Annotated in this window: 20 protein-coding genes and 1 pseudogene; 7 read left to right on the top strand and 14 right to left on the bottom strand. The window is 72.9% G+C overall.

Features of this window, described 5'->3' with window-relative positions:
* Nucleotides 1-560 precede the first annotated feature (560 nt).
* Nucleotides 561-1,571, top strand: coding sequence for a tryptophan--tRNA ligase (gene trpS / locus ACIO9J_RS41905; protein WP_402010819.1), 1,011 nt, complete (start codon nt 561-563; stop codon nt 1,569-1,571).
* A 71-nt stretch (nt 1,572-1,642) separates the two neighbouring features.
* Here the strand turns inward: trpS and proC are convergent, their stop codons facing one another.
* The 3 genes from proC to ACIO9J_RS41920 all read right to left on the bottom strand — a co-directional run bounded on the left by proC (nt 1,643) and on the right by ACIO9J_RS41920 (nt 4,150).
* On the bottom strand, nt 1,643-2,467 hold the full coding sequence (proC, locus tag ACIO9J_RS41910; protein WP_402010821.1) for a pyrroline-5-carboxylate reductase: 825 nt from the start codon (nt 2,465-2,467) through the stop codon (nt 1,643-1,645).
* A gap of 98 nt (nt 2,468-2,565) precedes the next feature.
* Nucleotides 2,566-3,303 (bottom strand): ABC transporter permease, encoded by a 738-nt coding sequence (locus ACIO9J_RS41915; protein WP_402010823.1) that lies wholly within the window; start codon nt 3,301-3,303, stop codon nt 2,566-2,568.
* Nucleotides 3,304-3,322: 19 nt separating this feature from the next.
* Nucleotides 3,323-4,150 (bottom strand): ABC transporter ATP-binding protein, encoded by an 828-nt coding sequence (locus ACIO9J_RS41920; protein WP_402010825.1) that lies wholly within the window; start codon nt 4,148-4,150, stop codon nt 3,323-3,325.
* Between the two features lie 331 nt (nt 4,151-4,481).
* On the opposite strand from ACIO9J_RS41920, the gene ACIO9J_RS41925 reads away from it, so the two are divergent.
* Nucleotides 4,482-6,026, top strand: coding sequence for a SulP family inorganic anion transporter (locus ACIO9J_RS41925; RefSeq protein WP_402010941.1), 1,545 nt, complete (start codon nt 4,482-4,484; stop codon nt 6,024-6,026).
* Here ACIO9J_RS41925 and ACIO9J_RS41930 read toward each other — a convergent pair.
* Together ACIO9J_RS41930 and ACIO9J_RS41935 are read right to left on the bottom strand one after the other, a co-directional pair.
* Nucleotides 5,915-6,781: a class I SAM-dependent methyltransferase gene (locus ACIO9J_RS41930; protein ID WP_402010827.1), complete on the bottom strand. Its 867-nt coding sequence runs from the start codon at nt 6,779-6,781 to the stop codon at nt 5,915-5,917. The genes ACIO9J_RS41925 and ACIO9J_RS41930 overlap by 112 nt on opposite strands.
* A 532-nt stretch (nt 6,782-7,313) precedes the next feature.
* Nucleotides 7,314-7,817 (bottom strand): EamA/RhaT family transporter, encoded by a 504-nt coding sequence (locus tag ACIO9J_RS41935; RefSeq protein WP_402010829.1) that lies wholly within the window; start codon nt 7,815-7,817, stop codon nt 7,314-7,316.
* A 162-nt stretch (nt 7,818-7,979) separates the two neighbouring features.
* On the opposite strand from ACIO9J_RS41935, the gene ACIO9J_RS41940 reads away from it, so the two are divergent.
* Complete coding sequence (locus ACIO9J_RS41940) at nt 7,980-10,226, top strand: protein kinase (protein ID WP_402010830.1); 2,247 nt, start codon at nt 7,980-7,982, stop codon at nt 10,224-10,226.
* Between the two features lie 74 nt (nt 10,227-10,300).
* On the opposite strand, the gene ACIO9J_RS41945 is transcribed toward ACIO9J_RS41940, so the two are convergent.
* The 5 genes from ACIO9J_RS41945 to ACIO9J_RS41965 form a co-directional block, all read right to left on the bottom strand.
* Nucleotides 10,301-10,606, bottom strand: a complete 306-nt coding sequence (locus tag ACIO9J_RS41945) for an SH3 domain-containing protein (protein ID WP_402010832.1) — start codon at nt 10,604-10,606, stop codon at nt 10,301-10,303.
* Between the two features lie 104 nt (nt 10,607-10,710).
* Nucleotides 10,711-12,564 (bottom strand): dihydroxy-acid dehydratase, encoded by a 1,854-nt coding sequence (gene ilvD / locus ACIO9J_RS41950; RefSeq protein WP_402010834.1) that lies wholly within the window; start codon nt 12,562-12,564, stop codon nt 10,711-10,713.
* A gap of 199 nt (nt 12,565-12,763) precedes the next feature.
* Nucleotides 12,764-13,399 carry a TetR family transcriptional regulator gene (locus ACIO9J_RS41955; RefSeq protein WP_402010836.1) on the bottom strand — a complete coding sequence of 212 codons (636 nt, stop codon included), beginning with the start codon at nt 13,397-13,399 and terminating at the stop codon, nt 12,764-12,766.
* Nucleotides 13,396-14,220, bottom strand: a complete 825-nt coding sequence (locus tag ACIO9J_RS41960; RefSeq protein ID WP_402010838.1) for a sugar phosphate isomerase/epimerase family protein — start codon at nt 14,218-14,220, stop codon at nt 13,396-13,398. Before ACIO9J_RS41960 ends, ACIO9J_RS41955 begins: the two co-directional genes overlap by 4 nt.
* A gap of 167 nt (nt 14,221-14,387) precedes the next feature.
* On the bottom strand, nt 14,388-15,320 hold the full coding sequence (locus ACIO9J_RS41965) for a Ppx/GppA family phosphatase (RefSeq protein WP_402010840.1): 933 nt from the start codon (nt 15,318-15,320) through the stop codon (nt 14,388-14,390).
* A gap of 71 nt (nt 15,321-15,391) precedes the next feature.
* On the opposite strand from ACIO9J_RS41965, the gene ACIO9J_RS41970 reads away from it, so the two are divergent.
* Nucleotides 15,392-16,243, top strand: coding sequence for a hypothetical protein (locus tag ACIO9J_RS41970; protein WP_402010842.1), 852 nt, complete (start codon nt 15,392-15,394; stop codon nt 16,241-16,243).
* 48 nt (nt 16,244-16,291) lie between these two features.
* Here ACIO9J_RS41970 and ACIO9J_RS41975 read toward each other — a convergent pair whose 3' ends face one another.
* Nucleotides 16,292-18,079, bottom strand: coding sequence for a hypothetical protein (locus tag ACIO9J_RS41975; protein ID WP_402010844.1), 1,788 nt, complete (start codon nt 18,077-18,079; stop codon nt 16,292-16,294).
* A 198-nt stretch (nt 18,080-18,277) separates the two neighbouring features.
* Here ACIO9J_RS41975 and radA point away from each other — a divergent pair, with 198 nt between their 5' ends.
* Entirely contained in the window at nt 18,278-19,687 is a 1,410-nt protein-coding gene (radA, locus tag ACIO9J_RS41980; RefSeq protein ID WP_402010845.1) for a DNA repair protein RadA, read from the top strand.
* 100 nt (nt 19,688-19,787) lie between these two features.
* Nucleotides 19,788-20,912: a DNA integrity scanning diadenylate cyclase DisA gene (disA, locus tag ACIO9J_RS41985; RefSeq protein ID WP_402010847.1), complete on the top strand. Its 1,125-nt coding sequence runs from the start codon at nt 19,788-19,790 to the stop codon at nt 20,910-20,912.
* A 202-nt stretch (nt 20,913-21,114) separates the two neighbouring features.
* On the opposite strand, the gene ACIO9J_RS41990 is transcribed toward disA, so the two are convergent.
* Entirely contained in the window at nt 21,115-21,936 is an 822-nt protein-coding gene (locus ACIO9J_RS41990) for a hypothetical protein (RefSeq protein ID WP_402010849.1), read from the bottom strand.
* A 194-nt stretch (nt 21,937-22,130) separates the two neighbouring features.
* On the opposite strand from ACIO9J_RS41990, the pseudogene ACIO9J_RS41995 reads away from it, so the two are divergent.
* Nucleotides 22,131-22,766: pseudogene (locus tag ACIO9J_RS41995) on the top strand (phosphatase PAP2 family protein); the annotation flags it as partial.
* Nucleotides 22,767-23,054: 288 nt separating this feature from the next.
* Here the strand turns inward: ACIO9J_RS41995 and ACIO9J_RS42000 are convergent.
* Together ACIO9J_RS42000 and ACIO9J_RS42005 are read right to left on the bottom strand one after the other, a co-directional pair.
* Complete coding sequence (locus tag ACIO9J_RS42000) at nt 23,055-23,681, bottom strand: response regulator (protein WP_402010943.1); 627 nt, start codon at nt 23,679-23,681, stop codon at nt 23,055-23,057.
* Nucleotides 23,682-23,782: 101 nt separating this feature from the next.
* On the bottom strand, nt 23,783-25,387 hold the full coding sequence (locus ACIO9J_RS42005) for a sensor histidine kinase (protein WP_402010851.1): 1,605 nt from the start codon (nt 25,385-25,387) through the stop codon (nt 23,783-23,785).
* Nucleotides 25,388-25,437: the final 50 nt, after the last annotated feature.

Consider the following 25,437-nt stretch of genomic DNA (forward strand, 5'->3'; position numbering starts at 1 on the left):
TCCCGCTCCGGCCTTTCGGCTTTCGCGTTTCCCTTTCCGGCGAGTCCGACTCTATCAGATCCTTTCGGGCCCGATTCCCAGTCGAAGTGGGGTTGCCTTCCCGGCTGTTGGGCCGTTCCGACGAGTGAGACTTTAGCGGAATCTCGGCTCCCGACCTAATCGGGGGCGTCCTCTCGAACGCCGATTCCTCATTTCGCAAATACGCATGAAAACAATCCGAGGACGGGACCCTTGAGGGAACACGACATCGATTCGCTTGAATGGTTCTTGCGGAATGGCCGCCCGGGGACCGACCAAGTGGTCGACGCTCACGTCGGGCAACTCGGAGAACACTACGTACCGGCATGGGGAGTGTCAACTCCAGGACGGAGGGGTTCCTGAGGGCTACTCTGGGTCGCATGACAACGCATGCGCGCACCCAGCTGTGGTGGGCCGCCTGAAGGCGGCCGGACCTGCGCATGCACCTAACGGCCGCCGCTTCGGCGGCCGTTCGTGTTTCTCCCCCTGGAGGACCCGGAGCCCGGCCGTCGGGCCGGCGGTCCTGACCAGGAGGCGGAGAGATGAAGCGGATCTTCAGCGGGATCAAGCCCACCGGGCACCTGACCCTGGGGAACTACCTGGGAGCCGTCCGGCGGTGGGCTGAGATCGATCAGCATCAGGCCGACGCGCTGTTCAGCGTGGTCGATCTGCACGCGCTGACCGTGGAGCACGATCCGGGCCGGGTGCGCAGGCTCAGCCGGCAGGCGGCGACGCTGCTGCTCGCGTCGGGGATCGATCCCGAGCTCGCCACCGTGTTCGTACAGAGCCACGTCGACGAGCACGCCAGGCTCTCGTATCTGCTGGAGTGCGTCGCCACGGACGGCGAGATGCGGCGGATGATCCAGTACAAGGAGAAGTCGGCGCGGGAACGGGAGCGCGGTGGGAGCGTGCGGCTCTCCCTGCTGACCTATCCCGTACTGATGGCGGCGGACATCCTGGCGTACGGCGCGGACGAGGTGCCGGTCGGGGACGACCAGACGCAGCACGTCGAGCTGACCCGGGACCTCGCGGTGCGGTTCAACCAGCGGTACGGACAGACGTTCGTCGTGCCGCGGGCGACGGCGCCCGCGGTGGCGGCGCGGGTCATGGACCTTCAGGACCCGGCGTCGAAGATGGGCAAGTCCCACGAGGCCGGTGCCGGGATCGTCTATCTCCTCGACGAGCCCGACGTGGTGCGGAGGAAGATCCTGCGCGCCGTCACGGACAGCGGCACCGAGGTCGCCTACGACCGGGAGGCCAAGCCGGGCGTCACGAACCTGCTGGAGATCCTGGCCGCCTGTGAAGGTGGGAACCCAGAAGCCTTGAGCGGTGTATATGAGTCGTACGGCGCACTGAAAAAGGACACCGCCGAGGCCGTGGTGGAGCTGCTCAGGCCCGTACAGGAGCGACACAAGGAGCTGGTTGCCGATCCCGCGTATGTAGAGGAGGTGTTGCGAAGGGGAGCCGAGCGCGCCAGAGAGATGTCCCGGCCGACGGTGGACCGCGCCTACCGGACGATCGGGCTGCTGCCGCCGGTGGGCGAGGCCCGGTAGGCACGTGCGCTGGTGGTGAGGCCGGCGCGGGTGCTGTCGGGGCGGGTGCTGTCGGGGCGGGTGCTGTCGGGTCAGGCGTTGTTGCCCGAGGCCAGTTCCCTGCTGCGGTCCCGCGCGGCTTCCAGGGCCGCGATGAGGGCCGCGCGTACTCCGTGGTTCTCGAGTTCGCGGATGGCGTTGATCGTGGTGCCCGCGGGAGAGGTGACGTTCTCGCGGAGCTTCACCGGGTGTTCGCCGCTGTCGCGGAGCATCACGGAGGCGCCGACCGCTGCCTGGACGATCAGGTCGTGGGCCTTGTCGCGAGGGAGGCCGAGGAGGATGCCCGCGTCGGTCATGGCTTCGACCAGGAAGTAGAAGTAGGCGGGGCCCGAGCCGGACAGGGCGGTGCAGGCGTCCTGTTGGGTCTCGGGGACCCGCAGCGTCTTGCCGACGGCGCCGAAGATGTTCTCGGCGTGGGTCAGCGCGTCGCCGGTGGCGTGGCTGCCCGCGGAGATGACGGACATGCCCTCGTCGACGAGGACGGGGGTGTTGGGCATGACGCGGACGACCGGGGTCTTCTCGGCCAGACGCTCTTCGATGAAGGAGGTGGTGATGCCCGCGGCGGCGCTGATGACGAGGCGGTCGGCGGTGACGTGCGGGGCGAGCTCGTCGAGCAGCTTGGCCATGTCCTGCGGCTTGCAGGCGAGGATCAGGGTGTCGGCCTGCTTGGCGGCGTCGGCGTTGCTGACGGGGGTGACGCCGTAGCGGGTGCGGAGCTCGTCGGCGCGTTCCTGGCGGCGGGTGGTGACCAGCAGGTCTGCGGGGGCCCAGCCGCCGCGGATCATGCCGCTGAGCAGGGCTTCGCCGATCTTGCCGGTGCCGAGGACTGCGACTTTCTGGCTCGTGGTGCGGCTCATGAGCGGGGGCCTCCGGGGTTGCGTCGTCCGGTGGCCATCCTCGCACCGGTCCGGTGGCGGGGTCGGCGGCGTCCGGCTGGCGGACGGGCCGGGCCCGGTCAGGCGGTGCGTCGGCGCAGGGTGGCGGCGCCCAGGCCGAGGACGAGTACGGCGCAGGCCGCGACGATGACGGCGTCGCGGACGAAGTCGCCGGTGACCTCGGGGTGGTGGAGGACTTCGTTCATGCCGTCGACGGCGTACGACATGGGGAGGACGTTGGAGATCCATTCGAGGACCGGCTGCATGCTGGCGCGCGGCGCGAACAGGCCGCAGAGGAGGAGCTGGGGGAAGATCACCGCCGGCATGAACTGGACGGCCTGGAACTCGGAGGCGGCGAAGGCCGAGACGAAGAGGCCGAGCGCGGTGCCGAGGAGGGCGTCGAGCAGGGCGACCAGGAGCAGCAGCCAGGCGGATCCGGTGACGTCGAGGCCGAGGGCCCAGAGGGCGAGGCCCGTGGCGAGGGCGGACTGGACGATCGCGAGGGCGCCGAAGGCGAGGGCGTAGCCGGCGATGAGGTCGCCCTTGGCCAGGGGCATGGCGAGGAGGCATTCGAGGGTGCCGGAGGTGCGTTCGCGCAGGGTGGCGATCGAGGTGACCAGGAACATCGTGATGAGCGGGAAGATGCCGAGGAGCGAGGCGCCGATCGAGTCGAAGGTGCCGGGGCTGCCGTCGAACACGTAGCGCAGGAGCAGCAGCATCACGCAGGGGACCAGGATCATCAGGGCGATGGAGCGCGGGTCGTGGCGGAGCTGGCGCAGGACGCGGGCTGCGGTGGCGAAGGTGCGGTAGGCGTTCATCGGGTGCTCCAGGTCTTCTTCAGCGCTGGCTGTGGCGGGTGTTCGCCTGGGCGGGGTTCGCCTGGTCCACGAGGTGGAGGAAGGCGGCCTCGACCGTCTCGGATCCGGTGCGGGCGCGCAGTGCGTCGGGGGTGTCGTCGGCGAGGATCTCGCCCTCGCGCATGAGGAGGAGGCGGTGGCAGCGTTCGGCCTCGTCCATGACGTGGGAGGAGACGAGGAGGGTGGCGCCCCGGTCGGCGGCGATGGCGTGGAAGAGGTTCCACAGGTCGCGCCGGAGTACGGGGTCGAGGCCGACGGTCGGTTCGTCGAGCACGAGGAGTTCGGGGGCGCCGATGAGGGCCACGGCGAGGGAGACGCGGCTGCGCTGGCCGCCGGAGAGGTGGCCGGCGAGCGAGTCGGCGTGCGAGGCGAGGTCGACGTCGTCGATGGCGCGGGTGACGTGTTCGCGGCGGCGGGCGGCGGCGGACCTGCCCGGGTCGAGGACGGCGGCGAAGTAGTCCAGGTTCTGGCGGACGGTCAGGTCGTCGTAGACGGAGGGGTCCTGGGTGACGTAGCCGATGCGGGAGCGCAGGACGGGGGCGCCTGCGGGGTGGCCGAGAACGTCGAGGCGGCCGGTGACCTTGGCCTGGGTGCCGACGACCGAGCGCATGAGGGTGGACTTGCCGCAGCCGGAGGGGCCGAGCAGGCCGGTGATCTGGCCGCGCGGGACGGTGAAGTCGAGGCCGCGCAGGACCGTGCGGGGGCCTCGGACGACGGTCAGGTCCGCGGCGAGGACGGCGGGGTCTTCGGGGGTGGCGCCTGGCGGCCGCGGGGTCCCCAGGGTGGCCGGACTCTTATTATTCATCATGTGATGAATAATCCTCCGCGACGCCGGACCCGTCAAGGCGCCGCGCGTCCGCGCCGCGCCGCGCGCCCCGCGCAGCACGCCTCCGCCCGTGCCGCACCCCCACGCCCGCGCCGCGCGCCCCAGCGCTTCCGGGTTCACGCACCCGTAACGCCGGGGCGCCGCGTGGCCAACTTCCTTACGTGACAATGGGTTTCAGTGCCACGGGCCTCCCCCGCCCCGGCGCTCGACGCCCACGCATCTCCCGTACGCGCTCGTTCTCCGCGCGTACCACCCCGGAGGTGCCCTCTTGTCTCCCTCACCCCTGCCCCCCTCATCTCTGTCCCCCTCACCCCTGTCCCTCTTCCGCCGCCTCTCGCGGGCCGATCTCACCGCCTCGCTCGTCGTGTTCCTCGTCGCGCTCCCGCTCTGCGTGGGAGTCGCCGTGGCATCCGGTGTGCCCGCCGAGCTCGGCATCGTGACCGGCATCGTCGGCGGGCTCGTCGCCGGTGTGCTGCCGGGCAGCAGCCTCCAGGTCAGCGGGCCCGCCGCGGGCCTGACCGTGCTCGTGTACGAGGCGGTGCACACCTACGGGCCCGGTGCGCTCGGCGTGCTCGTGCTCGCCGCGGGACTGGTGCAGATCGCGCTGGGCGCGCTGCGGCTCGGGCGGTGGTTCCGGGCCGTCTCGGCCGCCGTGGTGCAGGGCATGCTCGCGGGGATCGGGCTCGTTCTGGTCTCCGGGCAGCTGTACGTGATGGGGGACCTGGCCGCGCCGGCCGGGCCCGGCGGGAAGATCACCGGGTTCGCGGGCCTCGCGGGGGCCGCCGAGCCCGCCGCGCTGGCGCTCGGCGCGGGCACGGTCCTGGTGCTCGTCCTGTGGCCGCGCTGGCGCGCCGCCGCGCGGATCCTGCCCGCCCCCCTGGTCGCCGTCGCGCTGGCCGCCACCGTCACGGCGCTGTTCGGGCTGCCCGTGCGCAGGATCGAGGTGCGCGGGCTGCTGGATGCCGTACGGCCGCCGGACCCGGGGGATTTCGCGCGGCTCACGGAAGTGGGCGTGGTCGGGACCGTGCTGGCGTTCGCGCTGATCGCGTCCGCCGAGTCGCTGTTCAGCGCGGCGGCGGTGGACCGGCTGCATCAAGGGCGGCGCACGGACTACGACAAGGAGCTGATCGCGCAGGGCGCGGGAAACACCGTCTGCGGGGTGCTCGGCGCGCTGCCGATGACCGCCGTGATCGTGCGCAGCGCCGCGAACGTGCGGGCCGGGGCGAGGACCAAGGCGTCCCGGGTCCTGCACGGCGCCTGGCTGCTGCTCTTCGCGGCCGTGCTGCCCGCGGCCCTGGGGCTCATCCCGGTGGCGGCGCTGGCCGGGCTGCTCGTGCACGCGGGCTGCAAGCTCATTCCCGTACGGGAGTTGGGGCCGCTGTGGCGTGAGCATCGGGGTGAGGCGCTGGTGCTCGCGGTGACCGCGGTGTCGATCGTGGCGACGGATCTGTTCAAGGGGGTCCTGGTCGGGCTCGCGGTCGCGATCGGCAAGACGGCGTGGGACATGAGCCACGTCCATGTGGAGACGGAGGACGGGGGCGCGGCGGGGCTGACCGTACGGGTGATCGGGAACGCCACGTTCCTGCGGCTGCCGAAGCTGCTCGACGCGCTGGAGGCGCTGCCCGCCGACCGGCCCGTACGGCTCGACCTCGAAGGGCTGCGCCATGTCGATCTGGCCTGCGCCGCCGCGCTGGAGAGCTGGTCGGAGCGGCGGGGGCGGTTTCGTACGCGGGAGGCGGGCGTGGATCAGGACGCGGGGTCCGGTGCGGTGGCGGAGGCTGCCGTGCCGGAGCCGGTACCGGTACCGGGCGCGGCGTCCGGGGAGGGCCGGATCGCGACCAGCAGGTCCACCACGTAACGCTCCTCGACGACCGCGTCCGGGAAGACCTTGAGCAGCTCGGCGCGCTCGGCCTCGACGAACTCCGCGGTGCGTTCGGCGCCGAGCACCAGGAACGCCGAGTGCGTGCCGAGGTTGGCGAGGTGGGTGTCGAGGGGGACGCGGCGGCGCCAGCTCACCCGGTCGCGGTGGAATTCCAGCGCGGTCGTCAGGGCGGCGACGCCGCGCCGGGTGCGGTCGGCGCTGTGTCCGGTGCCGTCGTCCATGCCGAGGTGGCGTGCGATGCGTGCGCTCTGCGCCGTGAGCCAGGGGGTGTCGGGGTCGGTGATGTTCCACCACAGGGCGAGGGCGCCGCCGGGGCGCAGCACGCGCAGGGCTTCGGGGACGGAACGTTCCTGGTCGGTCCAGTGCCAGGCCTGGGCGTACGTGATGAGGTCGGCGGTGCCGTCCGCGAGGGGCAGCGCGTTGCCGTCGCCGCGTACGACGGGGACGTGGGGGAGCGTACGGCGGAACTGTTCCGCCATGCCGTCGCCCGGCTCGACCGCGACGACGTCGGCGCCGCGGTCCACGAGCAGGGCGGTGGCGATACCGGTACCCGCCCCGACATCCACGACCCGCGCCCCCACGAGCGCCCGCCCCGCGAGGCGCTCGACGGAGTCGAGGAGGGCGGGCGGATAGGAGGGCCGGTTGGCCGCGTACTGGGCGGCTGCCGCGTTGAAGGAGTGGGCGCGGGGGTTGGGGGCGGGGGCGGAAGCGGAAGCGGAGGCGGACGTCATGGGGTCATCCTCACGCCGGTGGGGGGCGGGGATCCAGGGGTTGGCCTTCGGCTGGGGGGGCGGGGGCTTGGCCTTCGGCCGGGAAGCGGCGCTCGACCTCCGGCCGGGAGGCAGAGGCTCGGCTGATGCCGCCGTCGGCGGGGAGCGCTGCCGTCGGCTTCGGCCGGGAGACGGCGGCTCGGCCTCCGGCCGGGAAGCGGCGCTCGACCTCCGGCCGGGAGGCAGAGGCTCGACTGATGCCGCCGTCGGCGGGGAGCGCTGCCGTCGGCTTCGGCCGGGAAGCAGAAGGACTCGACTGATGCCGCCGTCGGCGGGGGCTGCCGTCGGCTTCGGCTCCGGGCCGAGGGCGAGTGCCGCCCTCGGCGCGGGGAGCTACCGCCGACTTCGGCTGCCGGTCGAGGGTCGGTGCCACCATCGGCGCGAGGAACGCCCTCGGCTCCAGCGACCGATCATGGGCCGACGCCCCCGTCCGTGCAGGAAGATGCCCTCGGCTTCAGCTTCAGCTACCCGTCCAGCGCAGGGCCTCCGCCCCTCACCCCTCGCGCCTCTTCTTCCGCGAAGGGTTGCCCGTGCGGCGGGACGTGCGTTTTTTGTACTGGGCCTGGGACGTTTCGTATTCCTCGCGGTGGAGGGATTCGCCCGGGGCCTCCTTCAAGGAGCGGAAGAAGTAGGCGAGGAGGGCGCCGATGAAGCCGATCGTCATCAGGCCGCGCATCGAGGCGACCGACGCCGGGTCGTGGCGGCGGGTGTAGCCCTCCCAGGTGCGGCGGAAGGCGATCGCGCTGCAGATCGCGAACATCACGACGACCAGCAGGTTCACGAACGTGCCGACGTCCGCGATGGCCAGGCCCTCGTAGGCGAAGCGCAGCACGAAGCAGCCCGCGGCCGCGAGCAGCAGCGAGCCGGCGGCGGCGCCGGCGCGGCGGGCTCCGTAGCCGTTGTCGTGGGCGACCCAGGTCGTCCCGAAGAAGCGGATGGGCTCGGGCTGCGGGCCTGGGGCGGTACCGGTGCCGGTGCCGGTGGATTCTTCGCTCACCGTTTGATTATCGCCCGCCGGGCACCCCGCCCGGCGGAGGGCGAAGCGTAGTGGGCGGTGAGGCGCGCCCTATTCGTCCCCCGCCTTGCGGGAGCACACCGTCCGGCCGCTAGTTTGGGCGGCGTAAGTCGTGTCCCGAGAGCATGGGGGAGGTTGGTGCGAGTGTCGCTCCGTGGAGGAGACCCGGAGGAGATCGGCGGCTATCCGCTGGAGGCCCGGCTCGGGTCGGGCGGCATGGGCACGGTCTTCCTCGCGCGTACGGCGTCGGGACGGCCCGTCGCGATCAAGCTGATCCACCAGCAGTTCGCGGACGACGAGGAGTTCCGGATCCGCTTCCGGCAGGAGATCGCCGCGGCCCGCCGGGTCAGCGGCGCCTTCACCGCGGCCGTGATCGACGCCGATCCCGAGGCCGAGCACCCGTGGATGGCCACCGCGTTCATCGAGGGCCACACGCTGGCCCAGCGCATCGCGAAGCAGGGCCCGATCGGCGGCTCCGAGCTGCGCACGCTGGCGATAGGCCTGACCGAGGCGCTGCGGGACATCCACCGCGCCGGGGTCGTGCACCGTGACCTCAAGCCGTCGAACGTGGTCCTCTCCCCCGAGGGCCCGCGCGTCATCGACTTCGGCATCTCGCGCGCGGCGGACCAGCAGACGCTGACGATGACGGGGCGGGTGATAGGCACACCGCCCTTCATGTCGCCCGAGCAGTTGCAGGCCCCGCGCGGGGTCGGGCCGCGCTCCGACGTCTTCTCGCTGGGCACGCTGCTGGTGTACGCGGCGACGGGCCAGGGCCCCTTCGACGCCGACAGTCCCTATATGACGGCGTATCAAGTGGTCCACGAGCCGCCCTCGTTGGGCGCGGTCCCGGACGCGCTGCGCTCGGTGGTCGAACCCTGCCTCTCCAAGGACGCCGAGGAGCGCCCCTCCGCCGACGAACTCCTCGTACGGCTGCGGGACCTGCCCGCCGACCTCGGCGGTCCCGCCGGAGCCGGTGGCGGCTGCCCCACCCGCGAGACGGACACCCAGCACCATCTGTCGGCGGACGACACCCCGTCCCCCGGCGCCCCGGAACCGGGCCCCGTTCGATCCGAGGGCCATCCGCAGACCGGGACCCTCATCGGCCGTCAGCTGCGCCGCCGTTGGCGTCCCGTGCTCGCCGCCGCGGTCGCCGTGGCCGCGATCGCGGGCGGGGCCGCGCTGATGCGGACCGGATCGTCCGACGAGCCCGGCGGTAACGGCGGCAACGTCGCGGCGACCGGATCTGCCGCGCTGCCCGCCAAGTTCGACCCGTGGCAGAAGCAGGTGCTCGGCGGCCGCGCGGACATCCCCGACGAGATGCGCTGTCTGGCCCACGACGACGCGGTGTTCTGCGGGGGCGGCGGGGTCGTCGCGACCCGCCTGCGCGCCTCCGACGGGTCCCGCGTCTGGACGGCGAAGAGTCCGGGCGTGCCGGTCCAGGGCATGCACATGGTGGGCGCCACCGAGGACACGGTGCTCGGCTACCGGTTCGCGGCCGAGGACGCGCCGGATGACCCGAACACCGAGGTCGTCGCCATCGACGCGGACAAGGGCAAGGAACTGTGGTCGGTGCCGTCGGGCGCCCAGTCGACGGCGGTGACGGGTCGTACCCAGGACGCCGTGGTCGTCGGCTCGACGGTCGTCACGGTCGACGCGTCGAACACCCGCTTCGAGGCCCGGCGCGCGCACACCGGCGAGGTCGACTGGCGGCAGCCGTTCCCCGCGGGCACGCAGTGCGCCCCGGTCCCCTCCGGCTCCCGGCTGTACGCGATGTGCGCGCCGACCGCCGAGGTGAACGCGAGCGAGGTGCGCCACTCCACGCTGCGCCTCGTCGACCTCGCGTCGGGGAAGCTCGGCAGCCCCATCGCCCTCAAGGGCCCCGCCCAGCCGGTCGGCACCAGCGGCAACAGCCTCGTCCTCCTGCACCGGGACGAACGGCGGCTGGAGTCCGTCGGCTACGACGGGGTGCTGCGGGTGGACCGGGACTCGCACAACGTCACGTACGCGCGGCTGCCGAAGACGTACCCGGGGACGCCGGGTCTTGCGGACGGCAGGGTCTTCGTGAGCGGGCAGACCGGCCTGGTCACGGCCTTCGACCCGGCGACGGGGCGCAAGGAGTGGGACCGGCAGACCGGCGTGGAGGGCGTCTCCGGACCGGTCCGCGGGAACGGCGACGGGGCGCTCTACTTCAGCTCGGCCAGCGGCCGGGTCGTCGCGCTGCCCGCACGCGGGGGCGCGCCGCTGTGGAGGACGGATCCGCGGGCGGACGGCCTCGCGGGCGAGTCGAACGCCAGCCCGCGGGTCGCCGTCGCGGGCCGCATGGTGGTCGTGACGGCCGCCAAGAACGCGGTGTTCGCCTTCGACGCCACGAAGCCGCCGAAGTCCGGCTGAGCTGGGCCGGGCCACCGAGGTCCGGCCGACAAAGCCCTACCGACCCCGGTGGCTCGCCGCCGCGTCGGCGCGGCTCAGCAGCGCGGCGCCACGTACCCGTTGCTCCCCGTGCGGACGTACGTGTCCGAGACGTAGCGGCCGCTGCCGATGCGGTCCCAGATCTTCGACGTGCCGGTCGGGCCCGTGACCGTCTCGCCCGCCTTCTGACACTGGATGGTGACGCGGGCACCGGCGCGGAGGCGGCCGACCTTGCCGTACGACGTGCCGGGGCCCGAGCGGACGTTGACGTCCGCGACGATCGGGTAGGACCCGGCCGCCGTGGTCTCGACGGCCTCCGCCGTCCCGGCCGCTTCCTGCGCCTCGATGACGTTCTCGCTCACCGTGCTCTCCCCCCGTAACGGGCGACGCGGGCCGCCCTCGGCATGTTCCTCACACCAAGGACGCACCCGCGCCGCACAGAGGTTCCCATGAACCCCCCAGGGGTTCAGCCCAGCTTCGAGACGTCCCTGACCGCGCCCTTGTCGGCGCTCGTCGCCATCGCCGCGTACGCGCGCAGCGCCGCGGAGACCTTGCGCTCGCGCGCCTTGGGCTCGTACACGCCGCCCAGGGCCTCGCGGCGCGCGGCCAGCTCCGCGTCGGGCACGAGGAGTTCGATGGAGCGGTTCGGGATGTCGATGCGGATCCGGTCGCCGTCCTCGACGAGCGCGATCGTGCCGCCGGAGGCGGCCTCGGGCGACGCGTGGCCGATCGAGAGACCCGACGTACCGCCGGAGAAGCGGCCGTCGGTGACCAGGGCGCAGGTCTTGCCGAGGCCCCTGCCCTTGAGGAAGGAGGTCGGGTAGAGCATCTCCTGCATGCCGGGGCCGCCCTTGGGACCCTCGTAGCGGATGACGACCACGTCGCCGTCCTTCACCGCCTTGTTGAGGATCTTCTCGACGGCTTCCTCCTGCGAGTCGCAGACGACCGCGGGGCCCTCGAACGTCCAGATCGACTCGTCGACGCCCGCGGTCTTCACCACGCAGCCGTCCACGGCGATGTTGCCCTTGAGGACGCCCAGGCCGCCGTCCTTGGAGTAGGCGTGGGCGACGTCGCGGATGCAGCCGTTCGCGGCATCCGTGTCGAGGGTGTCCCAGCGCTCGGACTGCGAGAAGGCCTCGGCGGAGCGCTTGCAGCCGGGCGCCGCGTGCCACAGCTCGACGGCCTCGTCGGAGGCGGAGCCGGAGCGGATGTCCCAGGCGTCGAGCCACTCCTTGATGGAGGGCGAGTGGACGGTGTGCACGTCCTCGTTGAGCAGGCCGCCGCGGTAGAGCTCGCCCAGGAGGGCGGGGATGCCGCCGGCCCGGTGCACGTCCTCCATGTAGTACGTCGTGGTGGGCGCGGCGTTCGGGGCGACCTTGGCCAGGCAGGGGACGCGGCGCGAGACCGCGTCGATGTCGCCCAGGTCGTAGTCGACCTCGGCCTCACGGGCCGCGGCGAGCAGGTGCAGGATCGTGTTGGTGGAGCCGCCCATGGCGATGTCGAGGGCCATGGCGTTCTCGAAGGCGGCGTGGGTGGCGATGCTGCGCGGCAGCAGGGAGGCGTCGTCACCGTCGTAGTACCGCTTGGTGATGTCGACGACCGTGCGGCCCGCGCGCTCGTAGAGCTCCTTGCGGGCGGTGTGCGTGGCGAGCACCGAGCCGTTGCCCGGCAGCGAGAGGCCGATGGCCTCGGTCAGGCAGTTCATCGAGTTGGCGGTGAACATGCCGGAACAGGAGCCGCAGGTCGGACAGGCGTTCTCCTCGATACGGAGGATGTCCTCGTCCGAGATGCTCTCGTCGACCGCGTCGCTGATCGCGTTGACCAGGTCGAGCTTGCGGACCGTGCCGTCGACGAGGGTGGCCTTGCCGGCCTCCATCGGACCGCCGGAGACGAAGACCGTGGGGATGTTGAGGCGCAGGGCCGCCATCAGCATGCCGGGGGTGATCTTGTCGCAGTTGGAGATGCAGATCAGGGCGTCCGCGCAGTGCGCCTCGACCATGTACTCGACCGAGTCGGCGATCAGGTCGCGCGACGGCAGGGAGTACAGCATGCCGCCGTGGCCCATCGCGATGCCGTCGTCCACCGCGATGGTGTTGAACTCGCGCGGGATGCCGCCCGCCTCGCGGATCGCCTCGGAGACGATGCGACCGACGGGCTGGAGGTGGGTGTGGCCCGGGACGAACTCCGTGAAGGAGTTGGCGACCGCGATGATCGGCTTCCGCCCGATGTCGGCCCCGGGTACACCGGAGGCGCGCATAAGGGCGCGGGCGCCCGCCATGTTGCGGCCGTGGGTGACGGTACGGGACCTCAGCTCGGGCATCGTCGCTCGCTCCTTCAGGGGCCCCGGAACGGGACCTTCGCGGCAGGGTAAGACTTGCTGCCGAGCGTACGCCGCCGCTCCACGATCTGGACAGCCTGTCCGGATGCCGGGACGGCCGTCTCGGTGAGCGACCGCGGGCGGCCGGTGCCCGTCGACCGCGGACGGCCCATACCCCGCGCGCGTGGCAGGGCTCGTGGCCTCAGGGCCCGGTGAGGTGCCCCTGCACCACCGGGGCCACCCGCGCCACGATCTGCTCCACGCTCGCCGACGCCAGCGGCTCGACCTTGATCACGTACCGCAGCATGGCCGTGCCCACCAGCTGCGCGGCGGCGAGCTCGGCCCGCAGCTCCGCGTCCGGCAGGTCGATGCGGCCCGCCACCCTGCTGAGCAGCTGGGCGGCGACCAGGCGCCGGAAGACGGCGGCCGCGGTGTCGTTGTTCATCGCGGAGCGCACGATGGCGAGCAGCGGGGCGCGCGTCGCCGGGTTCTCCCAGATGCCGAAGATGAAGCGGGTCAGCCGCTCGCCGACCGCGTCGAGCGGGCCCTCCTCGATGGCGGCGGGCGCTTCCAGCGCGGGGGCGAAGGTGACCGTGATGGCCGCCTCGAAGACCTGTTCCTTCGTGCCGAAGTAGTGGTGCACGAGCGCCGAGTCGACCCCGGCGGCCTTGGCGATGCCGCGCACGGAGGCCTTCTCGTACCCCCGCTCGGAGAACTCCTCGCGGGCCGCTTCGAGGATCCGGTCGCGGGTCGCGGGACCGGCCTCGGACTGCGTACGGGAGGGGCGGCCGCGGCGGCGCGGGGCCGCGGCGGGCCCGGTGGGGTCGCCGGAGGTCATGAGCGGGGCACCCGCACCGCCGACGCCAGGTGCAGCCGGGTGAAGGCGAGCGCCTCGGCGAGATCGGCCTCGCGTTCGGCGCTGGACATCGCGCGCCGCGTGTTGACCTCGATGACGACGTGCCCGTCGAAACCGGTGGTGGCCAGGCGCTCCAGGAGCTCGGCGCAGGGCTGGGTGCCGCGTCCGGGCACCAGGTGCTCGTCCTTGGCGGAGCCCTTGCCGTCGGCGAGGTGGATGTGGCCGAGCCGGTCGCCCATGCGGTCGATCATGTCCATCGCGTCCGTACGGGCGGTCGCGGTGTGCGAGAGGTCGACGGTGAAGTGCCGGTAGTCGTCCTTGGTGACGTCCCAGTCGGGCGCGTACGCGAGCATCTCGCGGTCCTTGTACCGCCACGGGTACATGTTCTCGACGGCGAAGCGCACGTCCGTCTCGTCCGCCATCCGCCAGATGCCCTCGACGAAGTCGCGCGCGTACTGCCGCTGCCAGCGGAAGGGCGGGTGGACGACCACCGTGGAGGCGTCGAGCTTCTCGGCGGCGGCCTTCGCGCGCTGGAGCTTCACCCAGGGGTCGGTGGACCACACGCGCTGGGTGATCAGCAGACACGGCGCGTGGACGGCCAGGATCGGGATGTGGTGGTAGTCGCTCAGGCGGCGCAGTGCCTCGATGTCCTGGCTGACCGGGTCGGTCCAGACCATGACCTCGACGCCGTCGTAGCCCAGGCGTGCCGCTATCTCGAAGGCCGTCGCCGTCGACTCCGGATAGACCGAGGCCGTCGACAGGGCGACCTTCGCATCCGGGATGCGCACCACTGGTTCTGCCACGAGGGACAGCGTACGGGCCGCGTCCCGGCGCCGGGGAGGTGGCCTCAAGTCGTCGGAAGACGGCCCTCCGCCGCCGGAAACCGGTCCCGTCCGGTCGTGATCCGGCCGCACGTCGCCGGGAACCGGCCGCACCCCGTCGTGATCCGGCCTCCCGTCGTGATCCCGCCTCACGTCGCCGGCAGGTGGTCCAGCCTGCGCAGGATCACGCCCTCGCGCAGCGCCCACGGGCAGATCTCCACGGACTCCACGCCGAAGAGGTCCATGGCACCCTCCGCGACGAGCGCCCCGGCGAGCAGCTGTCCGGCCCGGCCCTCGGAGACGCCCGGCAGCACCGCACGCTCCTGCGCGGTCATCGCGGCGAGCTGCGGCACCCAGTCCTCCAGGGACTTCCGCTTCAGCTCCCGCTGTACGTAGAGGCCCTCCGCCGAACGGGCCGCCCCGGCGAGCCTGGCCAGCTGCTTGAACGTCTTCGACGTGGCCACCACGTGGTCGGGGTTGCCGAACCGGCTGAACTCCCCCACGGTGCGGGCGATCTGGGCGCGCGCGTGCCGCCGCAGCGCCTTCACGTCGGAGGGGTCGGGCGGGTCCTGCTGGAGCCAGGCGGCGGTGAGGCGGCCCGCGCCGAGCGGCAGGCTGACCGCGGCGTCGGGCTCCTCGTCGATGCCGTACGCGATCTCCAGGGAGCCGCCGCCGATGTCGAGGACGAGCAGCTTGCCCGCGGACCAGCCGAACCAGCGCCGTACGGCGAGGAAGGTCAGCTTGGCCTCCTCCGCGCCGGACAGGACCTTCAGGTCGACGCCGGTCTCGTCCCTGACCCTGGCGAGCACCTCGTCCGCGTTGCTGGCCTCGCGCACCGCGGAGGTGGCGAACGGAAGCACTTCCTCCACGCCCTTGTCCTCGGCGGCCTCCATCGCCTCGCGCACGGTGGCGACGAGCCGGTCGACGCCGTCCGTGCCGATCGCACCCGCCGGGTCGAGGAGTTGGGCCAGGCGCAGGTCGGCCTTGTGCGAGTGCGCGGGCAGCGGGCGCGCGCCGGGGTGGGCGTCGACCACGAGCAGATGCACCGTGTTCGACCCCACGTCGAGGACACCGAGTCTCATATACGGAACGCTACGCCGAGTGGGGCGCTCGGCGGTCTTCGGGCGGTCCTGCGCACGCATACCCTGGAGACGTGCCAAAGACGAAAAAGGCGAAGACCGACAAATCGAAGTCGGGGAAGCCGTCGACGAAGTCGCCCGAGCAGAAGAAGTCGAAGAAGCAGGGGAAGCCGGGACCGGACGAGAAGGGTCTGGACTTCGCGCGGGCCTGGGTGGAGTTCCCTGACCCCGCGGACGACGAGCAGGTCTTCCGATGTGATCTGACATGGCTGACCTCTCGCTGGACCTGCATCTTCGGAAGCGGCTGCCAGGGCATCCAGGCGGGCCGCGCCGACGACGGCTGCTGCACGCTGGGTGCCCACTTCTCGGACGACGACGACGAGAAGCGGGTCGCCGGGTTCGTCGAGCGGCTCACGCCCGACATCTGGCAGCACCACGACGTCGGCAGGGAGAGCGGCTGGGTCTCCACGGACGAGGACGGCGACCGCCAGACCCGTCCGTACCAGGGCTCGTGCATCTTCCAGAACCGTCCCGGTTTCGCCGGCGGCGCGGGCTGCTCGCTGCACATCCTGGCGCTGAAGGAGGGCCGCGAGCCCCTGGAGACCAAGCCGGACGTCTGCTGGCAGCTGCCGGTGCGCAGGACGTACGACTGGATCGACCGGCCGGACGACACGCGGGTGCTCCAGGTGTCGATCGGTGAGTACGACCGGCGTGGCTGGGGTCCCGGCGGCCACGACCTGCACTGGTGGTGCACGTCGGCGACGTCGGCGCACGGCGCGGGCGACCCGGTGTACGTCTCCTACCGCCCCGAGCTGATCGAACTGATGGGCAAGGAGGGCTACGACCGCCTGGTCGAACTCTGCGAGGAGCGCCTGGCGTCCCAACTCCCGCTCCTGGCACCGCATCCGGCGGACCCGAAGCCGTAGAGGGCTCCTCGCAAGTCCCCGTGAGAGGCGAACCGGCCCTCATGGCACTCAGCCGGGACTCGGCCCCCCGCCGTCACTGGGCGGCGGGGACGAGTCGGAGGGCCCCGGATCCGACGGGGTCGGCGTGGGCGTCGGTGTCGGATCGGACGGGGTGGGCGTCGGCTCCGGGTCGGACGGGGTCGGCGTCGGGTCGGGTCCTGGCCCCGGATCGGAGGTCCCGGGGTCGGTCGGCGTCGGATCGCTCGGCGTGGGCCGCGGCCCGGGATGGCTGGGCGGCCGCCCCCCGTCGCCGAACCCGTCGATGGAGATGACCGCGCCCGAGGGCGCGATGGACACCCGCGCCCGCCAGTGGCCCGACGGCTCGCGGTCGTGATCGACGTACACCTGGATCGTGAACGACTCTCCCGGCGCGAGCGTTCCCGAAGAGCGGCTGAGATAGAGCCAGGAGGCGCCCTCGCTCGCCGACCAGCGGACCGGTGAACCGCCGGACGCCGTCAGCGTGATGAGGGTCGTGTCGCCGCTCGGCTGGGCCTCCACGGTGAGGCGTCCGGGGCCCGTGGAGGAGCGCGAGGGCGCGCCGCCGCCGCTGATGACCTCTACGGAGACGTCGGGTGAGCGGCTGCCCGCGGTGAAGCGGGAGTCGGGGCCCGTACGCGCGTTGCCCGCGTTCTCGTAGCCGCGGCGGTCGCCGCCGATCCCATCAGGGCCGTCCGCCTCACTGGCGGTGACCGAGCGGCCGTCGTGGCCCTCGCCGGTCAGCGGCGCTCCCCGGTAGGCGGCCCACAGGGCGAGCACCGGGGCGGCCACCACGGTGGCGACGACGGTCGTGGTGACGGCACGCGCGCGCAGCCGGTCGCGGCGCGCGGCGTGGTCCTTGGGATCCATCGGGAAACCGCGCCGGTCGTAGCGCGGACCCCCGCCACGCGCGCGTGGGACGTGCGCCATCGCCATGTGCAGGGCGGAGCGGGGCGCCTCGACGACGGGCAGCGCGGCGGGGCTGGCGGCGGTGCCCGGCCAGGCGCCCGCTCCCGCGCGCTCGGCGGTGCGGCGGCAGCGCGGGCAGTCGTCGACGTGCCGGACGAGCTCCTGGCGCAGCGCCGTGCCGAGCAGCAGCTGGTTGTCGCCGGTGAGGCGGGCCACGATGGGGCAGCTGCCGGTCTCCACGACGGCGAGCGCGGTACGGGTGCGCTCCACCTCGCAGGCGGCGGACGCCAGCAGGTCGCGGGCCTCCGCGGGTTCCAGGCCGAGCACGGCGGCGACCTCGGCGGGGGCGAGCTGGTGGCGCACCGCCAGTTCGAGCGCCTCGCGCTGCTCGGGGGTCGTGCCCGCGGCCTCCGGCCAGGCCAGCTGGGCGAGTTCGCGGCGGCGGTGCCGCTCGGCGTCCTCCGACAAAGTGGTTGCTTCGGAGGACTTGGGGGCGCGCGGATCGGCCGTGGCGGATCCGGGCGCGCCGGTGGCCGGTCCCGGCGCACCGGTGCGCGAAGTGCCCGGACCCGCCGCGTGCACGCCCTGGCGTTTCCGCTTGGCTTCGGCGAGCCTGCGCAGGCAGACCCAGCGCGCGAGCGCGTAGAGCCAGGCCCGCAGTTCGCCGTCGGAGCCGGGGCCGCGCGAGCCCCTGCGTTCGGCGAGGTGCAGCACGTCCCCCAGGGCCGCGGTCGCCGCGTCGTGGTCGCAGAGGACCGAGAGGCAGTACGTGAACAGGCCGTCCAGACACGGCTCGTAGCGCGCGGGCGGAGTCGTGCGGGGCGCCTGTCGGGGCACCACGCGCTTGCGCGCGTCACGGTGCGCCCGGTGTGCGCCGGTTGCGTTCGCGGGGGTTTCCGGCCTGCTGCTCATCACCCGTGCGAAGTTAGGCGGATGATGCAGGCCCCTTCCGCCCTCTTGAGCACATTTAATCCTTACGGGTGAACAGATCCCTCAAAAGGGGACAGGAACCCTTCATTCCGTGGCCTTGGCTCGTACACGGGGCGAGCAAAAGGACCGACGGCGCAGCGGCGGACCGCGTTGTCAGTGGGCTCGGCTACGGTTCCGACCATGGCTGCCCGTACGAAATCCACCAAGGACCGGCCTTCCTACCGCTGCACGGAGTGCGGCTGGCAGACGGCCAAGTGGCTCGGCCGCTGCCCCGAATGCCAGGCCTGGGGCACGGTCGAGGAGTACGGCGCGCCCGCCGTCCGCACCACCGCCCCCGGCCGCGTCACCTCCTCCGCCGTCCCGATCGGCGAGGTCGACGTCCGCCAGGCCACCGCGCGCACCACCGGCGTGCCCGAGCTGGACCGGGTGCTCGGCGGCGGTCTGGTCCCCGGCGCCGTGGTGCTGCTCGCGGGCGAGCCCGGCGTCGGCAAGTCCACGCTGCTCCTGGACGTCGCGGCGAAGGCGGCCAGCGGGGACCACCGCACGCTCTACGTGACCGGTGAGGAGTCGGCGAGCCAGGTCAGGCTGCGCGCCGACCGCATCGGCGCCATCGACGACCAGCTGTTCCTGGCCGCCGAGACCGACCTGTCCGCCGTCCTCGGCCACCTCGACGCCGTCAAGCCCTCGCTCCTTGTCCTCGACTCGGTGCAGACCGTCGCCTCGCCCGAGATCGACGGCGCGCCCGGCGGCATGGCCCAGGTCAGGGAGGTCGCGGGCGCCCTGATCCGCGCCTCCAAGGAGCGCGGCATGGCCACGCTCCTCGTCGGCCACGTCACCAAGGACGGCGCGATCGCGGGCCCCCGCCTCCTGGAGCATCTCGTCGACGTGGTGCTCCAGTTCGAGGGCGACCGGCACGCGCGCCTGCGCCTGGTCCGCGGCGTCAAGAACCGGTACGGGACGACGGACGAGGTCGGCTGCTTCGAGCTGCACGACGAGGGCATCACCGGCCTCGCCGACCCCAGCGGCCTCTTCCTCACCCGCCGCGCCGAGCCCGTCCCCGGCACCTGTCTGACCGTCACCCTGGAGGGCCGCCGCCCCCTGGTCGCCGAGGTCCAGGCGCTCACGGTCGACTCGCAGATCCCCAGCCCCCGCCGCACCACCTCCGGCCTGGAGACCTCCCGCGTCTCGATGATGCTGGCCGTCCTGGAGCAGCGCGGCCGGATCACCGCACTCGGCAAGCGGGACATCTACAGCGCGACGGTCGGCGGCGTGAAGCTCACCGAGCCCGCCGCCGACCTCGCCGTCGCGCTCGCCCTGGCCAGCGCCGCGAGCGACACCCCGCTCCCCAAGAATCTCGTCGCGATCGGAGAAGTGGGCCTGGCGGGCGAGGTCAGACGGGTCACGGGCGTCCAGCGCAGGCTGGCGGAGGCGCACCGGCTCGGCTTCACCCACGCGCTCGTACCGGCCGATCCGGGGAAGATCCCCGCTGGTATGAAGGTCATCGAAGTCGCCGACATGGGGGACGCCCTGCGTGTCCTTCCGAGGTCGCGTCGCCGAGAGGCCCCACGGGAGGACGAAGAGCGCCGGTAGACTTTGCCCTGGTCTCGCCCATCCGTACGAAGCACGGCGTGCGCTCCGCAGGGAGCGGCGCCCGGCGGAGACCTGGACAACCTGCGACCGAGGGAGTGCAGTGGCAGCCAACGACCGGGCAGCGAACCCCGGCAAGCCCGGCGGGAGCTCCGGTGCCGATGGGCTGATGCGCGCCTCCCTGAGCGCCGTCGCGCCCGGCCAGGCACTGCGCGACGGACTGGAGCGCATCCTCCGAGGCAACACCGGCGGCTTGATCGTCCTCGGCTGGGACAAGACCGTCGAGTCGATGTGTACCGGCGGTTTCATCCTGGACGTCGAGTTCACCGCGACGCGCCTGCGCGAGCTGTGCAAGCTCGACGGCGGCATCGTCCTCGACAAGGACATCACCAAGATCCTGCGGGCCGGCGTGCAGTTGGTGCCGGACCCGACGATCCCCACGGAGGAGACGGGCACGCGGCACCGCACGGCGGACCGCGTGAGCAAGCAGGTCGGCTTCCCCGTCGTCTCCGTCTCCCAGTCGATGCGCCTGATCGCCCTCTACGTGGACGGTCAGCGCCGCGTCCTGGAGGACTCCGCGGCGATCCTCTCCCGCGCCAACCAGGCACTCGCCACCCTGGAGCGCTACAAGCTCCGCCTCGACGAGGTGGCGGGCACGCTCTCCGCCCTGGAGATCGAGGACCTGGTGACCGTGCGGGACGTCACCGCGGTCGCCCAGCGCCTGGAGATGGTCCGCCGCATCGCCACGGAGATCGCCGAGTACGTGGTCGAGCTCGGCACGGACGGGCGGCTGCTCGCCCTCCAGCTCGACGAGCTCATCGCGGGCGTGGAGCCCGAGCGCGAGCTGGTCGTCAGGGACTACGTCCCGGAGCCGACCGCCAAACGTTCCCGCACGGTCGACGAGGCCCTCGCCGAGCTGGACTCCCTCAGCCACGCCGAGCTCCTCGAACTGCCCACGGTGGCGCGGGCGCTGGGCTACACGGGCTCGCCCGAGGCGCTCGACTCCGCGGTCTCCCCGCGGGGCTTCCGCCTCCTGGCCAAGGTGCCCCGGCTGCCCGGAGCCATCATCGACCGCCTCGTGGAGCACTTCGGCGGCCTCCAGAAGCTGCTCGCCGCGAGCGTCGACGACCTCCAGACGGTGGACGGCGTCGGCGAGGCCCGCGCCCGCAGTGTCCGCGAGGGGCTCTCGCGGCTGGCGGAATCCTCGATCCTGGAGCGCTACGTCTAGCCTTCGGCGTTGGCGGGGCACGGGGTGAGACCCGTGGGGCCGGTTCTTCTCGGACGGGGTGTCGTGTCGGGCGTCTTGCGTCGGCCGCCGGGCGCCCGCGGGTTCGTCGGGACTGGCCGCGCAGTTCCCCGCGCCCCTTAAGGGGCGCGTCACTCAGTCCCCGCGCCCCTTGCGGGCCCCCTACGGGGCCCTTGAGAGACGGTCAGTCCTTCTCCAGGACGAATGAAGCCCGTGCCGCGCCAAGACCCGGTGCCTTCGCCTCCACGAGGTACGTGCCGGGGGCCGCGCTCCCCGCCGGAGGCGTCGCGCAGTGCGGCTCGCTGGCCCGGCGGTCCCACTCGACCGCGTGTGTGACGCGGCCTTCCGCCGGGACCTTCAGCAGCAGGCTGCCGCCGCCCGACGGGCAGTCGTCGGACGACCAGAACTCCTTGTCGCCGTCGGCCTGAGTGATCGTCACCACCGTGCCCTTGCCGCCGAGATCGAGCTTGCAGGCCTTGCCGCCGCCGTTCTCCGCGATCAGCTCGAACTTCGGCTTCTCGCCGATCTCGTACGCGTTGCGGACACTGCGCACCTTCAACTTCACGTCACCCGCGGTGCAGTTCGGCAGGCTCGACCCGGCGGGCAGCCGGTCGCCCGAGCCGCCGCCGCCCTTGGCGCCGTCGTCGGATCCGCCGCCGCCCGAGCCCGATCCTCCGGATCCGCCCGAGCCCTCGTCGGACCCCGACCCGGAGCCGCCGCCGGAGCCCGAACCCGATCCGGCCGATCCCGAGCCCTCGCTCGACTCGTCCCGCCCGCCCGGGTGTTCACTGATCGCGGGTCCGGACTCGGAGGGTCCTGGGGTGATGGAGGTGGCGGGGCCGTTGCCGCCGGGGCCATCGGCACTGTTCTTCCCGCCCCCGCCGCCGGACACGACGACCCAGACGACGAGGAGCACCAGCAGTCCGAGCACGGACAGCAGAACGGCCCTCCGACGCCAGTAGATGGTGGAGGGAAGCGGCCCGACCGGATTGCGCAGAGATCCCACGCCCAAACCTTACGAGAGATCCGGCACTTCTCCTGCCCCACCCGCCGCCCTGACCGACAAAGTTTGCGGATCATCATCCCGGAACCGCCCCTTACACCCCCGCGGGCGGCTCGGGACCCTGTCCATCGTCAGGGTGCGTCACCGGTCGATCGCCAGATGTGACGATTCGGCGGCACTCCGTACCGTCCGTAATCATGGACACCATGACCGACGATCTCTACCGCGATATCACCGAGTTCGCCCACGACACGCCCTCGTGGTTCCAGCACCTGGCCGAGGTGTGGACGGAGCTCGGACTGCTGCTCTTCGGCGTGCTCTTCATCGTCGCCTGGTGGCGGGCCAGGAGCGGGGAGTCCCGCGCCGTGGCCGTCGCGGTGCTCGCTCCGCTGGTCACCGCGGTGGCGTACGTGTGCAGCGAGTTGTTCAAGTCGGTGGTCGACGAGGAACGGCCCTGCCGTGCGGTCGCCGGCGCGCTGACCCCGCTCGTGGAGTGCCCGCCGCACGGCGACTGGTCCTTCCCGAGCAACCACTCCACGATCGCGGGCGCCGCCGCCATCGGCCTCGCGCTCGCCTGGCCGCGCATCGCCGCGCTGACGGTCCCGATGGCCGTGCTCATGGCGTTCTCGCGGGTCTTCGTCGGCGTGCACTACCCGCACGACGTCGCGGTCGGTCTGGTCCTCGGCGCGCTCGTCGCGTTCCTGCTCGTACGGATCTGCACGCGCCCCACGGCCCGGCTCTTCGACGCGATGCGCGGCTCGTCCACGGGAATCGTGCGGTGGTTCGCGGGCCCGGGGCCCGCGGCGTACGACACGTCGGGCCAGCGCGGACGGCACAGCGCGGGCGCTCCCGGCACGCCTCCGCACGCCCCGCAGCACCACCAGGAGCAGTACCAGGAGCCGTACCAGCACTCGCAGTACCAGCACCCGCAGCACCAGCAGCACTCGCAGAACCCGCAGCAGCCGCAGCAGCCGAACCAGCAGAACCAGCAGCCCGCCGCCTGGACTCCCCCGGCCGACAACCCCACCATGGCGCTGCCCCGTACCGACCCCCGGCACGACCCGCGCCACGACCCGCGCCACGACCCCCAGCAGTACAACGGCTGACCGGCCGGGCAGGGCTCAGTCCGCGTCGGGGACGAGCCCCGCTTCGTACGCCACGATCGCCGCCTGGACGCGGTTCTTGACCTCCAACCGGTCGAGGACCGCGCTCACATACGCCTTGACCGTGCCCTCCACGAGGTGCAGCCGGGCCGCGATCTCCGGATTGGACAGGCCCGCGCCGACCAGGCCGAGCACCTCGCGTTCGCGCGGGGTGAGGCCGCCGACGCGGGCCCGCGCGGTGGCGCCGCGGCCGACGCGCCGCGCGCCGTAGCCGTCGATGACGTGCCGCGCGACCTTGGGCGAGAGGAAGGCGGCGCCGCCCGCCACCGCCCGTACGCCCGCGATGAGTTCGTGCGGATCGCCGGACTTCAGCAGGAATCCGGTGGCCCCGCCGCTCAACGCCCGTGCCACATAGGCGTCCTCGGAGAACGTCGTCAGCATGGCGACCGCCGTGCCCGGCACCGTACGGACGATTTCCTCGCCCGCGGCGAGCCCGTCGAGGCGCGGCATGCGGATGTCGAGCAGCGCCACGTCCGGACGGTGGGCCTGCGCGAGCGAGACGGCCTCGCGGCCGTCGGCGGCCTCCGCGACCACCTCGATGTCCCGGCCCGCGGCCAGGATGGCGCGCACGCCCGCCCGGATCATGGCCTCGTCGTCGGCCAGCAGCACCCGGATCGCCCGCTGCGCCCGCTCCCCCTGGTCCGCCCCGCCCGCCCGGTCCGCCCGGTCCGTTCGGTCCGTATCGCTCACCGCAGCCATTCCTTCTCTTCCTCCCGGAACTCGTCCATCTCACCCGCCGTGGGGATCACGGCCTTGTCCACGACGCGTCCCTCGCGCCCGCCGAAGCAGATCCTGAAGTGCCGTACGGCGGTGAAGAGTTCGCCGTCCGCCCGGTAGTAGAGGCACTCGGCGCCCTCCGGCGGCGGGCTCGGCGCGCGTTCCAGGGGCGGGTCGGAGACCGTCCTGTCCGGCAGGACCCCGGCCGCGTCGGCGCGGCTCTCGCCGACGCGCAGCCGGGCGTAGTCGGCGGGGTCGAGGACGGAGTGCGTGCGCGAGTACGCGTACCAGGCGAAGGTCCCGCCGACGAGCAGCGCCCCGGTCGCGACGGCGGCGCCGAAGGCCAGCAGGGTGCGGCGGCGCGCGTGCGTGAGGCGGGCCTCGGGGTGGCCGGCCGCGGGGTCGATGCCGCGGGCGGGCAGGCGCGCGGTGAGCCGGTAGCCGGGTCCGTGCGGGCCCGCGTCCAGGGTGCCGCCGAGGTCGGTGACGCGCTCGCGCAGCCCGCGCAGGCCCGTGCCGCCGCCGGACAGCGGGGCGCGGACGGCCGGTGAACCCGCTTCGCCGGGGCGGCCGTTGGTGACGGTGACCGTCGTCGTGCCGGCGTCGTGCGCGATCTCGACGGTGACGGCGGCGCCCGGCGCGTGCTTGGCGGCGTTGGTCAGCGCCTCCTGGACGACGCGGTACACGGTGCGTCCGGTCAACTCCCGGCCGCGCGCCTCACCCTGCTCCCGCGCACCGCCCTCGCCGTCCGCTCCCGCGCGGAGACAGGTGATCTCAAGACCCGACTCCGTCGCGCGCTCCACCAGCGCCGTGACGCTCTCGCCCGCGGGGGCCAGCGGGGCCTGTTCGTCGCCCTCGTCACGGAGTACGCCGATGATCTTGTGCAGCCGTCCGGTGGCGTCGGACGCGGCCGCGCGGAGCTCGGCGACCGCGTCGCGGTGCTCGCGCTCCAGGCCGGGGGCGACCTGGAGGGCGCCCGCACGGACGGCGATCAGGCTCAGTTCGTGGCCGAGCGAGTCGTGCATGTCCTGGGCGATGCGGGCCCGTTCGCGCAGCCGTGCCCGGTCGGCGACGATGCGCTGCTCGCGCTCCAGCTGGTCGGCGCGCGCCCAGCCCGCGGCGGCCAGTTCGCGCGCCTGGCGCCAGTAGCGGCCCGCGAGCCAGGGGAAGACCGCGCCGAAGATGAGCGTGCCCATCAGGACGAGCCACTCGACGACGGGGTCCACGTCCCGTACCGCGATCTTGGCCGTACCGGCGACCGCGAGGGCGGCGAAGGCCAGCAGGGCGGGCCGTACCCGGTCCGCGCGGCGGCCCAGAAGGAGTGCGAAAAGGGCGAAGGCGGGGCCGTAGGAGAGCGTGAAGAGGGAGGAGGCGGTGACCAGGCCGAGGGCCGCGGCGAGCAGGAACGCGAGCACCGGTGCGCGCCTGCGGACGGCGACGGCGCACCCGAGGACGGCGAGCGCGGCCAGTTGCCGCGGCAGCGTGCTCGGCTCGTTCAGACCGATCCGGTCCACGGACACGACCGGCACGGCGAGGGCCACCGCGAGGAGCGCGTCCCCGGTACGTCTGTTCACTCCCCCGACGCTACTGTCCGCCCCCACCCCGGCACCCCTGCCGATCGTCA

Origin of the sequence: Streptomyces sp. NPDC087300 (assembly GCF_044744425.1) — a bacterium.
Lineage (GTDB): Bacteria > Actinomycetota > Actinomycetes > Streptomycetales > Streptomycetaceae > Streptomyces.

Excerpts from the sequence above, each read along its gene's own strand:
- trpS (WP_402010819.1), top strand. The coding sequence starts at position 561 with ATGAAGCGGATCTTCAGCGGGATCAAGCCCACCGGGCACCTGACCCTG.
- proC (WP_402010821.1), bottom strand. The coding sequence starts at position 2,467 with ATGAGCCGCACCACGAGCCAGAAAGTCGCAGTCCTCGGCACCGGCAAG.
- ACIO9J_RS41915 (WP_402010823.1), bottom strand. The coding sequence starts at position 3,303 with ATGAACGCCTACCGCACCTTCGCCACCGCAGCCCGCGTCCTGCGCCAG.
- ACIO9J_RS41920 (WP_402010825.1), bottom strand. The coding sequence starts at position 4,150 with ATGATGAATAATAAGAGTCCGGCCACCCTGGGGACCCCGCGGCCGCCA.
- ACIO9J_RS41930 (WP_402010827.1), bottom strand. The coding sequence starts at position 6,781 with ATGACGTCCGCCTCCGCTTCCGCTTCCGCCCCCGCCCCCAACCCCCGC.
- ilvD (WP_402010834.1), bottom strand. The coding sequence starts at position 12,564 with ATGCCCGAGCTGAGGTCCCGTACCGTCACCCACGGCCGCAACATGGCG.
- ACIO9J_RS41955 (WP_402010836.1), bottom strand. The coding sequence starts at position 13,399 with ATGACCTCCGGCGACCCCACCGGGCCCGCCGCGGCCCCGCGCCGCCGC.
- ACIO9J_RS41965 (WP_402010840.1), bottom strand. The coding sequence starts at position 15,320 with ATGAGACTCGGTGTCCTCGACGTGGGGTCGAACACGGTGCATCTGCTC.
- ACIO9J_RS41975 (WP_402010844.1), bottom strand. The coding sequence starts at position 18,079 with ATGAGCAGCAGGCCGGAAACCCCCGCGAACGCAACCGGCGCACACCGG.
- radA (WP_402010845.1), top strand. The coding sequence starts at position 18,278 with ATGGCTGCCCGTACGAAATCCACCAAGGACCGGCCTTCCTACCGCTGC.
- ACIO9J_RS42000 (WP_402010943.1), bottom strand. The coding sequence starts at position 23,681 with ATGATCCGGGCGGGCGTGCGCGCCATCCTGGCCGCGGGCCGGGACATC.